Raw genomic sequence first — 12,405 nt, 5'->3', positions numbered from 1 at the left:
ACCCAGTTCAAGCGCAACGTCGTCGTCGGCAACTACGTGTACTCGCTGCTGCTGGGCATGTCCGTCGCCGACGTCTCCGGCAAGGCGATCGCGAACCTGGAGGTCGAGTCGCTGCGGCACGTCGCGCCGGTCTTCCACGGGGACACGATCTACGGCGAGTCGACCGTGCTGGCCAAGGTGGAGTCGAAGAGCAAGGACGACCGTGGCATCGTCACCGTCGAGACCCGNGGGCTCAACCAGGACGGAACGCTCGTCTGCATCTACCGCCGCAAGGTGATGGTGCCCAAGCGCTCCTACGGCGAGGCCCGCGGTGGCGAGCAGCCCGGGCGTCCCGAGCCGCGGGTCCCCTGACCGGCGGTGCCCGAGTCCAGCGGGCCCGCATCCTGCCCCGCACCACCGGAGAGAGACCATGGCTGAGCTGGAGACCCCCCGCCCGGAGCGCCCTGCGCCCCCCGCCGCCCCCGTGCCCGCCCCCGCCGACGGGGACGAACTCATCCGCACCGAGCACGGCCGGGTGCTCGTCCTCACCATGAACCGGCCGGCGGCGCGCAACGCGATGTCGCTGAGCCTGGCCACGGCGATCGCTGCCGCGCTGGACGAGCTCGACGCCCGCGACGACCTGAGCGTCGGCGTCATCACCGGCGCCAACGGCACGTTCTGCGCCGGCATGGACCTCAAGGGCTTCTCCCGCGGCGAACGCCCCGTCGTGCCCGGCCGGGGCTTCGCGGGCGTCACCCACCAGCCGCCCCGCAAGCCGCTGATCGCGGCGGTCGAGGGCTACGCGCTCGCCGGCGGCTTCGAGATCGTGCTGTCCTGCGACCTGGTCGTGGCCTCGCGGACGGCCAACTTCGGCCTGCCCGAGGTGAAGCGCGGGCTGACCGCGGCGGCGGGCGGACTGCTCCGGCTGCAGCGCCGCATCCCCTACCACCTGGCGATGGAGCTCGTGCTCACCGGACGGATGTGGCCCGCGACCGACGCGGCGGACGTCCACCTCGTCAACCGGCTCACCGAACCGGGGGAGGCGCTGGGCGGCGCCCTCGCCCTCGCGGAGGAGATCGCCGCCAACGCGCCGCTCTCGCTGGCGGCGTCCAAGCAGGTGCTGGCCCGTTCGGTGGACTGGTCGCTGGAGGAGGGCTTCGCCCGCCAGGAGGAGTTCGTCGCCGTGGTCCGCACCTCCGCAGACGCCCAGGAGGGTGCCCGCGCGTTCGCGGAGAAGCGCCCACCGCGCTGGACCGGCAGGTAGGCCGTCAGCCGCTGGCCACCGCCGCTGGTGGCGGTGGCCATGGCGCCCGCGGGCACCGCTGGCGCCCACCGGCGTTCTCCTGACATGTTCCTTTCGGGGGTTTCCCCACCCGGCACGCCCCGTGTCGGGTTCCCTGGACGGAAGGTGACCTTCGTTGGATCTTCACGGTGCGCCCGGCCGCAGCGCCGTCGCGCGGCTCCGCGGGGCGTGGTAGCCGATGTTCCCCGTCGCTGACGTTCTCGCCGTGCTGGACCTGGAGCCGGTCGCCACCGACCGCTACCGCGCGGGCAGTGTCCACCCCGGCGGCCCGGTGGCCCACGGCGGCCAGCTGCTGGCCCAGACGCTGGTCGCCGCCCAGCAGGGCAACGACGGCAAGAAGGTCAAGACCCTGCACACGGTCTTCGCCCGCGCGGCTCGCCCGGACGTCCCGCTCGACATCGCGGTGACCCGGGTGCACAGCGGCCGCAGCCTGGCGACGAGCCTGGTGTCGATCAGCCAGGGTGACCGGCTGTGCGTGCAGTCGCAGGTGATGTTGTCCGCCGAGGAGCCGGACTTCATCAGCTACGCGCAGACACACCCGGCACCCCCGGCCGGCCCGCCCGACCCGCCCACGCCGGCCGGCCCGGATGGTGCCGCCGAGGCGCCGACCACCTGGCAGATCCAGGTGGTCGGGGAGGTGGATCTGAACGATCCCGACGTCGTCGGCCCGCCCGAGCTCGAGGTGTGGACCCGCTGGCCCGGTGCCCCCGACGACGCGGTGATCGGCCAGGCGCTGCTCGCCTTCGCCACCGACAGCTTCCTCATCGCCACGGCGATGCGGCCGCACAAGGGCGTCGGCCAGGCACTGGCACACCGCTCCATCTCGACCGGCGTCCTGAGCCACACGATCACGTTCCACCAGCCGAGCCCGGCCCGGGAGTGGCTGCTGATGTCACTGCGCAGCCCGTTCGCCGGGCAGGGCCGCAGCTACGGGCAGGGCGACGCCTTCGGTGGCGGGCAGGGTCTCGTCGCGTCCTTCGTGCAGGACGCCATGATCCGCGCCATGGCGGGTGGCGGCGGAGGTCACCTCTAGCTCCGCCAGGCTGGGCCCCTGCCCGGCGAGAACGGCGCTCTTCCTCTGGGATTGCGCGCTTCGCGCCGGGCGGAATGCTATTGGTCGACAGTCTCGGACACCGTCTGAGAGGATTTTCCTGGATGTGCCGGGGGCCTGCCGGCGGCTGCTGCTGCTGGCAGGCCCCGGTCCGTCCCGCGCATGGCGACGTCGGGTGATGGGCAGGGCACGCTGCGGGCAGCCGTGGCTGTCGGGGCTCGGGAACCTCGTCCGGGACCAGAACACCGATGCCCCGCGCGCGCCGAACGGTGTCCGGACATGAGAGGTGCGCAGAATGAGGTTCCGCTGCGTTCTGTCATGTCCTGACCCCGATGTCGACTTCAGCATTATGAGGAACCTCACAGTGCCCGGGCTTTCCGGTCGGTGTCGTGAGGTTCGTGGTTCCCACAGGAGGAGCGAACGTGACGGAGCATGAAGCGGTAATCGTTTCGACCGCAAGAACAGCGATCGGTACGGCGGTCAAGGGTTCCCTCGTGGACGTCGACGCGTTCGCCCTCGGTACCCAGGCCGTGGCGGAGGCCGTGCGCCGCTCGGGTGTCGACCCGGCCGACATCGACGACGTCGTGCTGGGGGAGTCCCTCTACGGCGGCGGTGACATCGCCCGCTACGCGGCCATCGAGGCCGGCATCGTCGGCGCCGCGGGTGTCGCGCACAACCGCCACTGCGCCTCCGGGCTCGTCGCCGTGCAGACGGCGGCAGCCTCCATCCGGTCCGGGATGGACCGGGTCGTCGTCGCCGGCGGCACGAACTCCTCCTCCACCGCTCCGCGGTCGAAGCGGCGGCGGCCCGGCAGCGACGAGGTGGAGGACTGGTACTCCCCGACCCACCGCAACACCGCCGAGGCGCCCAACTTCGACATGTCGATCACCGTCGGCTGGAACGCCGCGGTGGCGGCGGGGGTCTCCCGGGAGGAGATGGATGCCTGGGCGCTGCGCTCGCACCAGCGCGCCATCGCCGGCATCGACAACGGCAGCTTCACCGAGGAGATCTTCCCGATCGAGGTGCCGCGCCGCGACGGGACGAGCTTCACCTTCGCCGTCGACGAGCACCCCCGGCGCACCACCAGCGCGGAGAAGCTCGCCGCTCTCAAGCCGCTGCACCCCGAGATCGAGGGCTTCAGCATCACCGCCGGCAACGCGGCGGGGGCGAACGACGGTGCCGCCGCCATGGTGATCACCGACGGTGCGTACGCCGACGCCCACGGCCTGGAGCCGCTGGCGGTCGTGCGGGCCTGGGCCTCGGTGGGCGTCCCCCCGGCCCAGACGGGGATCGCGCCGACGCTGGCGATCCCGAAGGCCCTGCGCCGCGCGGGTCTGTCGATCGGTGACATCGACCTGTGGGAGATCAACGAGGCGTTCGCCTCGGTCTCGGTGGCGGCCTCGCGGCTGCTGGAGATCGACGACAGCCGCGTGAACTTCCTGGGCAGTGGCTGCAGCCTGGGGCACCCGATCGCGACGACGGGCGCCCGCCAGGTGATCACGCTGATCCACGAGCTGCGCCGCCGCGGCGGCGGCACGGCGGTGTCGGCGATGTGCGCGGGCGGTGGCATGGCCAGCGCCCTCGTCCTGGAGGTACCCGCGCCGCGGGCCAGCTGACCCGGTGACGAGCCCGCCCGGTCACCGACCGGGCGGGCCCCGCGCTCCGCAGGGGTGCGGGCGGGAGCCGGTCGTCAGTCGACCTTCGGACGCGAGCGGGTCACTCGATCTCCGGGTGGGACAGGTGCGCCGGTCTGTCGCGCAGGCGCAGCGCACTGACGAAGAGCCGGGTGAGCTGGTCCACCGCGTGCTCGAAATCGGTGTCGACGAGCCCCTGCACCAACCACATCTCGGCGAAACGGGAGATCATCGCGCCGAGCGAGTGTGCGGCGATCGCCGGGTCCACCTCCTCGTCGATCAGGCCCAGGAGCTGGAGCTGGCGGAGGGAACCGACGACCCGGTCACGATCACGCTGCTGATGCTCGAAACGCTCACCGTTGAGGTGCGCGTCATACCGGGTGACCTGTTCGATGACGCCGATGATCCGGGCCTCCGCCCGGTAGCTCTCAAGATAGCGTCGGATTCCGTCGCGGATGCGCTCCCGCGGCGGTGCGGTCGACGACGGAATGAAGATGGACGTGCTCAGCGGGGCGTTGAGCAGGTCGCTCATCTCCTTCGCGACCTCGCGAAAAATCTGTTCCTTCGAGTCGAAGTAATGGTAGAAAGAACCGTGCGACAGGCCAGCCTGCTCCGCGATGTCCGATATCCTGGCCTCCAGGAAGCCGTCGTTCTCGAAGACGGTCTTCGCTGCGTCGAGGATTCGGGCCCGGGTCGCCGCGCCCTTGCGCGAGCGTGGCCCGTTCGGCTTCTCGCGGTCAGCCGGCGCGGCCGTCGACAATTCATTCTCCTTCAGTTGGGGGCGGCCCGTATTCCTTCTCGCCGGGGCCGGCCCACTTTGTACGGGCAGGTGTCGTGGAGACTGTGGTTCCTGGGTGGCAGGGTCAAGTTCCGCGACTATACTAGTTGGCCGGTGGCCAATTTGAGTCGTTCCGCCGTCTGGTGATGGCGCTTCCGCGGGATTGGTCGCGGGGTTGGTCCCACGGTGGGTCGCACGGTGGGTTGACGGTGTCGCGGCTGCCCTCGTGGTGCGCGGGTCGGCTGCGGTGTGCACCCCGCCGATCCGCGTCGGTCTGCCCGGTCCCGCACGGGGTCCGCGCCGCTACGTGGCGCTTCGGTCTCTGCTGTACCGTCCGTCCTGATAAGGCGCCCACCAGCGTCGTCAAACCTTGTGGATCATGGAGTGGAGCGATGCGGACAGTAGTTGTCGGAGCGTCGAGCGGACTGGGTCGCAGTATCGGCGTCGGCCTCGCGCGGCTGGGCGCCTCGACCGCGTTACTGGCTCGGCGGCAGGACCGCCTGGTCGACGCGGCCAAGGAAGCCGGGTCGGGAACGCTCGCGATCACGTGCGACGTCACCGACCAGGAGTCCTGCCAGCGGGCGATAGCCGAGGCGGCCGAGGGCCTCGGCGGTATCGACGCGCTGGTCTACTCACCCGGAGTGGGCCCGCTTTCCCGCCTTACCGATATCAGTGCCGAACTCTGGCACAGCACCTTCGCCACCAATGTGATCGGTGCTTCGCTGATCACCGCTGCGGCGATTCCGCACCTCACCGAGTCCGGTGGCACCGCGGCCTATCTTTCGACCGTCAGTGCCTCGATAACCGATCCGTGGCCGGGCCTCGGCGCCTACGCGGTGAGCAAGGCCGCGCTTGACAAGCTGGTCCAGGCCTGGCAGGGCGAGCACCCGAAGGTCGGCTTCACCCGGATCGTCGTCGGGAACTGCGTCGGCGGCGAGGGCGACTCGGCGACGGAGTTCTCCTCCGGCTGGGATCGGTCCCTGGTGATGGAGGTGCACCCGACCTGGGTCAGCCGCGGCTACATCACCAACTCGTTCCTGCCCGTGGACGAACTGGTCCGCGTGGTGCACAACGTGCTCAGCAACGGGTCGAGCACGAGCGTCCCGACCGTCGTGGTGGGCCCGCGCCTCTAGGCGGTGCCGTCGCCCCGTCGCCCCGTCGCGCCGACACGGCCCGGCGGGGCGACCGGTCGGAGGTCGGCCCGGCGGGCCGTGTCCAGGGGCCCGTCACGGGCTTCACCTCGACACGGCGGCCGAGTGCCGCTAGCCTCCGTCGCATGTTAGTCGACGCTAACATCGGCCGGCCGGCTTCCCGGGTGCGGGCGGAGCCCGCCGAACCCCTGCGCAGCCTGGTCGATGTCAAGGGCGATCCCGCACGTCACAACGCCGCCGCCTTCACGGAGCTGGTGGACGAACTGCGGGGCAAGCTGGCGGTCACCGCCGCCGGCGGGTCGGAGACCGCACGGCGGCGGCATGTCGAGCGGGGCAAGCTGCTGCCCCGCGACCGGCTGGACACCCTCCTCGACCGGGGCAGCCCGTTCCTGGAACTGTCCGCGCTGGCCGCCGACGGGATGTACGACGGCGAGGCGCCGGGTGCCGGCATGATCACCGGGGTCGGGCGGGTCTCCGGCCGCGAGTGCGTCGTCGTCGTCAACGACGCCACGGTCAAGGGCGGCACCTACTACCCGGTGACCGTGAAGAAGCACCTGCGCGCGCAGGAGGTGGCGCTGCACAACCGGCTGCCCTGCGTCTACCTGGTCGACTCCGGTGGTGCCTTCCTGCCCCGCCAGGACGAGGTCTTCCCGGACCGGGAGCACTTCGGCCGCATCTTCTTCAACCAGGCCACGATGTCGGCGCAGGGCATCGCCCAGATCGCCGCGGTGCTCGGCTCGTGCACCGCCGGCGGCGCCTACGTCCCGGCGATGAGCGACGAAGCGGTGATCGTCCGCAATCAGGGGACGATCTTCCTGGGCGGGCCGCCGCTGGTGAAGGCGGCGACCGGCGAGGTCGTCAGCGCCGAGGACCTCGGCGGCGGCCTGCTGCACTCGCGGAAGTCGGGTGTCACCGACCACCTGGCCGCCGACGACGCCGACGCGCTCGCCATCGTCCGGCGGATCGTCGGTGAGCTCGCGCCGCGCCCGCCGAGGCCCTGGGAGGTGCTGCCGACCGAGGAGCCGCTCCACCCGTCCTCCGAGCTGTACTCGGTGGTCCCGGCGGACCCGCGCACTCCCTACGACGTCCGCGAGGTGATCGCCCGGCTGGTGGACGGGAGCCGCTTCGCCGAGTTCAAGAAGGAGTACGGCTCGACCCTGGTCACCGGGGTCGCCCGCCTGCACGGGCATCCGGTGGGCATCATCGCCAACAACGGTGTGCTGTTCGGGGAGTCGGCGCTCAAGGGCGCCCACTTCATCGAGCTGTGCGACCGGCGGCAGATCCCGCTGCTGTTCCTGCAGAACATCACCGGTTTCATGGTCGGCCGCGACTACGAGGCCGGTGGCATCGCCAAGCACGGCGCGAAGATGGTCACGGCCGTCGCCTGCGCCCGGGTGCCGAAGTTCACCGTGGTGATCGGCGGCTCCTTCGGCGCCGGCAACTACTCGATGTGCGGCCGCGCCTACTCGCCGCGCTTCCTGTGGACCTGGCCCAACGCCCGCATCTCGGTGATGGGCGGCGATCAGGCCGCGGCCGTGCTCTCCACGGTCCGGCGCGACGCGATCGAGGCCCGCGGCGGGGAGTGGTCCGCTGACGAGCAGGCAGCGTTCGAGTCCCCGATCCGCGAGCAGTACGAGCGGCAGGGCAACCCCTACTACGCCACCGCCAGGCTCTGGGACGACGGCGTGATCGACCCGGCGGACACCCGCACCGTGCTGGGTCTGGCCCTGTCGGCCGCGGCGAACGCACCGCTGGAGCCGGTCGGCTACGGCGTCTTCCGGATGTGAGGGTCGATGTTCCACACGGTGCTCGTCGCCAATCGCGGTGAGATCGCGGTCCGGGTGATCCGGACCCTGCGCGAGCTCGGCGTCCGGTCGGTGGCGGTCTACTCCGACGCCGACGCGGACGCCCGTCACGTCGCCGAGGCCGACGTCGCGGTGCGCCTGGGTCCGGCCCGGGCGCTCGACTCCTACCTCAACATCGAGCGGGTGCTCGCCGCGGCCGCGGCCACGGGTGCGCAGGCGATCCACCCCGGGTACGGCTTCCTCGCCGAGAACCCGGTGTTCGCCCGGGCCTGCGCCGCCGCCGGCGTGGTCTTCGTGGGCCCGTCGGCGGAGGTCGTCGACCTGATGGGCAACAAGATCGCCGCCAAGCGCACCGTGGCGGCGGCGGGCGTCCCCGTCGTTCCCGGCCGGATCGAGCCGGGCATGTCGGACGACGACCTCGTCGCCGCCTCGACCGAGATCGGCTACCCGGTGCTGGTCAAGCCGGCGGCCGGTGGCGGCGGCAAGGGCATGCGGCTCGTCCGCGACCCCGCCGACCTGCCCGAGGCGCTGCGCTCGGCCCGGCGGGAGGCCGCCGCCTCCTTCGGCGACGACACGCTGTTCGTCGAGCGTTTCGTCGACACCCCCCGCCACATCGAGGTGCAGATCCTCGCCGACACCCACGGCAACGTCATCCACCTCGGCGAGCGCGAGTGCAGCCTGCAGCGGCGGCACCAGAAGATCATCGAGGAGGCCCCGTCGGTGCTCCTCGACGCGGCGACCCGGGCCCGCATCGGCGGCGCGGCGGTGGACGTCGCCGCCGCCGTCGGCTACGCGGGCGCCGGCACGGTGGAGTTCGTGGTCAGCACCCACCGTCCGGACGAGTTCTTCTTCATGGAGATGAACACCCGGCTGCAGGTCGAGCACCCGGTCACCGAGCTGGTGACCGGCGTCGACCTCGTCGCCGAGCAGCTGCGGGTCGCCGCGGGCGAGCGGCTGCGGCACACCCAGGACGAGATCGCCCTCACCGGCCACGCGGTCGAGGCCCGGGTCTACGCGGAGGACCCGTCCCGGGGCTTTCTGCCCACCGGCGGGGATGTCCTCGCGCTGCGTGAGCCCAGCGGCCCGGGGGTGCGGGTCGACTCCGGGCTGCGGCCCGGCTCGCAGGTCGCCGCGACCTACGACCCGATGCTCGCCAAGGTCGTCGCCTGGGCACCCGACCGGGCCGGAGCGCTCGCCCGCCTCGACACGGCACTGGCCGGCACCACGCTGCTGGGCGTGACCACGAACATCGCCTTCCTGCGCCGGCTGATCGGGCATCCCGACACCCGCGCCGGCCGGCTCGACACCGGCCTGGTCGAGCGTCACCTCGAGGCGCTGACCTCCCAGGACGCGGACAGCGCCGGTCCCGGGGAGGCGGCCGAGGCGGCCGCGGGTGCGGTGCGCGCCCCGCGGCCGGCGGGCGAGCCGGCCCTGGAGGCGGCACTGGAGGTGTTCGGCCTGGTGAGCGCGGTGGGCATGGTCCCGACCGGCCCGCTGGTCGACCCGTGGGACATCCCGTCGGGCTGGCGGGTGGGCGGACCGGCCTGGTCGCGCTGGTCGGTGGCCGGAGCGGGCACGTCCAGCGGCCCGACACACGAGGTCGCCGTCCTGCGGGAGGCTGACGGCGGGCTGCTGGTACGTCTCGGCGACGGTCGGCCCCGCGCCGCGGACCTGACCTGGCTGCCGGCCGCGGGCGCCGGCCTGCCGGCGGAGGCGCTGGTGACCGTGGACGGCCAGGCCCGGCGCTGGCAAGTCGCGGTGTCCGGCGACACCGTCTGGGTCGGGGCCGGTGGCTCCGCCTGGGCACTGGCCGAGCGCCGGGCCGAGCGCGACGGCGACGGCGCGGGCGGCGAGCGGGGCGGCGAGGCCCGCAGCCCGATGCCGGGCATCGTCGTGGACGTCCGTGCCACCGCCGGGGACACCGTCGAACCCGGGGCTCCGCTGGTGGTCGTCGAGGCGATGAAGATGGAACACACCGTGGTGGCGGCGGTGGCCGGCCAGGTGAAGGACGTACTGGTCCGGGTGGGTGACTCGGTGGCGCTCGACGCGCTGCTGGCGGTGGTCGAGCCCGCGGCCGAACCCGCGGCCGAGGCCGGTCCGGGAGCCGGCGCCGAGCGTGCGGCCGTGCCCACCGGCGCTGGCCACTGACCCCGGGCCACTGACCCGAAGAAGGAGAAGGACCATGGCCGACTACCGGTTGAGCGAGGAACACGAGAGCCTGCGCAAGACGGTCGAGGAGTTCGCCCGCGAGGTGGTCGCCCCGGCGGCGGCCGGCCACGACGAGGCGAAGACCTTCCCGTACGAGGTCATCGCGCAGATGGGGGAGATGGGCCTGTTCGGCCTGCCGTTCCCCGAGTCCTACGGCGGGCAGGGCGCGGACTACTTCGCGCTCTGCCTGGCGATCGAGGAGCTGGCCCGCGCCGACTCCTCGGTGGCGATCACCCTCGAGGCCGGGGTCGGCCTCGGGGCGATGCCGATCTACCGGTTCGGCACCGAGGCACAGCGCGAGGAGTGGCTGCCGGTGCTGGCCAGCGGCCGGGCACTCGGCGCCTTCGGCCTGACCGAGCCGGGTGCCGGCAGCGACGCCGGGGGCACCCGGACCACCGCCCGGCTCGTCGACGGCGAATGGGTGATCAACGGCGCCAAGGCGTTCATCACCAACTCCGGCACCGACATCACCCGGGTGGTGACGGTGACCGCGGTGACCGGTGAGCCGGTGAACGGCCGCCCGCAGATCTCCTCCATCATCGTCCCGGTCCCGACGCCGGGATTCAGCGCCGGCGCGCCCTATTCCAAGGTGGGCTGGCACGCCTCCGACACCCGGCCGCTGTCGTTTTCCGACGTGCACGTCCCGGCGGCGAACCTGCTCGGCGAGCAGGGCCGCGGCTACGCGAACTTCCTGTCGATTCTCGACGAGGGCCGGATCGCCATCTCGGCCCTGTCGGTGGGGCTTGCTCAGGCCTGTGTCGACGAGAGCGTGAAGTACGCGAAGGAGCGCGAGGCGTTCGGCGCCCCGATCGCCCGGAACCAGGCGATCGCCTTCAAGCTCGCCGAGATGGAGACGCGCACCTACGTCGCCCGGACCGCCTACTACGACGCCGCCCGGCGGATGCTCGCCGGCCTGCCGTTCAAGAAGGAGGCGGCGATGGCGAAGCTGTTCTCCTCCGAGGCCGCGGTGACGAACGCCCGCGAGGCCACGCAGATCCACGGCGGCTACGGGTTCATGAACGAGTACCCGGTGGCCCGGCACTGGCGCGACTCGAAGATCCTCGAGATCGGCGAGGGCACCAGCGAGGTCCAGAAAATGCTGATCGCACGCCATCTCGGCGTCTGAGGGACGGGGCCGGACAGCACATGAAGCGCATCGTCGAAGCAGTGATGGCCGGTTCGCCGCGGTCGGCGCAGCGGCGGGCGGAGTTCGCCGCGTTGCCGGTTCCGGAGTCGTACCGGGGTGTGGTGGTGCGGCGTGACGAGGTGGGGATGTTCGAGGGGCGGGTGTCGCGGGACAAGGATCCGCGGGAGTCGTTGCATGTGGACGAGGTGGCGACGCCGGAGCTGGGGCCGGGTGAGGCGTTGGTGGCGGTGATGGCGTCGTCGGTGAACTACAACACGGTGTGGACGTCGATTTTCGAGCCGTTGTCGACGTTCGGGTTCCTGGAGCGGTATGGGCGGACGTCGCCGTTGGCTGCGCGGCATGATCTGCCGTATCACGTGGTGGGGTCGGATCTGGCGGGTGTGGTGTTGCGGACGGGGCCGGGGGTGCATGCGTGGTTCCCGGGGGATGAGGTGGTGGCGCACTGTCTGTCGGTGGAGTTGGAGCGGCCCGAGGGTCACAACGACACGATGCTGGATCCGGAGCAGCGGATCTGGGGGTTCGAGACGAATTTCGGTGGTCTCGCGGAGCTGGCGTTGGTGAAGGCGAACCAGTTGATGCCGAAGCCTGATCATCTGAGTTGGGAGGAGGCGGCGGCGCCGGGGCTGGTGAACTCGACGGCGTATCGGCAGCTGGTGTCGCGTAACGGTGCGGGGATGAAGCAGGGGGATGTGGTGTTGGTGTGGGGGGCGTCGGGGGGGTTGGGGTCGTATGCGACGCAGATGGCGTTGCGGGGTGGGGCGTTGCCGGTGTGTGTGGTGTCGTCGCCGGCGAAGGCGGAGATCTGTCGGTCGTTGGGTGCGGAGCTGGTGATCGATCGGGCGGCGGAGGGGTATCGGTTCTGGTCGGACGAGCGGACGCAGGATCCGCGGGAGTGGAAGCGGTTCGGGGCGCGGATCCGGGAGCTGACGGGGGGTGAGGATCCGGACATCGTGTTCGAGCATCCGGGGCGGGAGACGTTCGGGGCGTCGGTGTTCGTGGCGCGGCGTGGGGGGACGGTGGTGACGTGCGCGTCGACGAGTGGGTTTCTGCATGAGTACGACAACCGGTATCTGTGGATGAATCTGAAGAGGATTATCGGGACGCATTTCGCGAACTACCGGGAGGCGTGGGAGGCGAACCGGCTGGTGGCGCGGGGGTTGATCCATCCGACGTTGTCGCGGGTGTATCCGTTGGAGCAGACGGGGCAGGCGGCGTTCGATGTGCACCGCAACGCGCATCAGGGGAAGGTCGGTGTGCTGTGTCTGGCGCCGGAGGAGGGGCTGGGGGTGCGGGATGAGCAGATGCGGGCTCGTCACCTCACCGCCATCAACCGCTTCCGCGGCGTGTAG

At 71.6% G+C, this 12,405-nt stretch carries 10 protein-coding genes; 9 read left to right on the top strand and 1 reads right to left on the bottom strand.

The genetic code is table 11. The annotated features are described in order from the left end of the window. The 4 genes from B207_RS0130480 to B207_RS0130465 form a co-directional block, all read left to right on the top strand. The coding region (locus B207_RS0130480) for a MaoC family dehydratase (RefSeq protein ID WP_018640488.1) at positions 1-351 on the top strand (351 nt) is incomplete at its 5' end. Between the two features lie 58 nt (positions 352-409). Then, on the top strand, positions 410-1,243 hold the full coding sequence (locus B207_RS0130475; RefSeq protein WP_018640487.1) for a crotonase/enoyl-CoA hydratase family protein: 834 nt from the start codon (positions 410-412) through the stop codon (positions 1,241-1,243). Positions 1,244-1,460: 217 nt separating this feature from the next. Further along, positions 1,461-2,315, top strand: a complete 855-nt coding sequence (locus B207_RS0130470; RefSeq protein ID WP_018640486.1) for an acyl-CoA thioesterase — start codon at positions 1,461-1,463, stop codon at positions 2,313-2,315. Positions 2,316-2,755: 440 nt separating this feature from the next. Then, entirely contained in the window at positions 2,756-3,949 is a 1,194-nt protein-coding gene (locus B207_RS0130465) for a thiolase family protein (RefSeq protein ID WP_018640485.1), read from the top strand. Positions 3,950-4,049: 100 nt separating this feature from the next. On the opposite strand, the gene B207_RS0130460 is transcribed toward B207_RS0130465, so the two are convergent. Further along, positions 4,050-4,727: a TetR/AcrR family transcriptional regulator gene (locus tag B207_RS0130460; protein WP_018640484.1), complete on the bottom strand. Its 678-nt coding sequence runs from the start codon at positions 4,725-4,727 to the stop codon at positions 4,050-4,052. A 410-nt stretch (positions 4,728-5,137) separates the two neighbouring features. Between B207_RS0130460 and B207_RS0130455 the strand changes: the two genes are divergently transcribed. The 5 genes from B207_RS0130455 to ccrA all read left to right on the top strand — a co-directional run bounded on the left by B207_RS0130455 (position 5,138) and on the right by ccrA (position 12,405). Further along, positions 5,138-5,878 (top strand): SDR family oxidoreductase, encoded by a 741-nt coding sequence (locus B207_RS0130455; RefSeq protein WP_018640483.1) that lies wholly within the window; start codon positions 5,138-5,140, stop codon positions 5,876-5,878. A 143-nt stretch (positions 5,879-6,021) separates the two neighbouring features. Continuing rightward, complete coding sequence (locus B207_RS0130450) at positions 6,022-7,683, top strand: carboxyl transferase domain-containing protein (protein ID WP_195905380.1); 1,662 nt, start codon at positions 6,022-6,024, stop codon at positions 7,681-7,683. A gap of 6 nt (positions 7,684-7,689) precedes the next feature. Further along, on the top strand, positions 7,690-9,849 hold the full coding sequence (locus B207_RS0130445; protein WP_018640481.1) for an acetyl/propionyl/methylcrotonyl-CoA carboxylase subunit alpha: 2,160 nt from the start codon (positions 7,690-7,692) through the stop codon (positions 9,847-9,849). Positions 9,850-9,883: 34 nt separating this feature from the next. Next, the gene (locus B207_RS0130440; RefSeq protein ID WP_018640480.1) at positions 9,884-11,035 is read left to right on the top strand and encodes an acyl-CoA dehydrogenase family protein; all 1,152 of its coding nucleotides are present in this window, start codon (positions 9,884-9,886) and stop codon (positions 11,033-11,035) included. 20 nt (positions 11,036-11,055) lie between these two features. Then, positions 11,056-12,405, top strand: coding sequence for a crotonyl-CoA carboxylase/reductase (gene ccrA / locus B207_RS0130435; RefSeq protein ID WP_018640479.1), 1,350 nt, complete (start codon positions 11,056-11,058; stop codon positions 12,403-12,405).

The sequence above is a fragment of the Parafrankia elaeagni genome, assembly GCF_000374165.1.
GTDB classification, from domain to species: domain Bacteria; phylum Actinomycetota; class Actinomycetes; order Frankiales; family Frankiaceae; genus Parafrankia; species Parafrankia elaeagni.
Note: the sequence above shows the minus strand (reverse complement) of the source record. Positions and strands in the feature narration are given on the sequence as shown.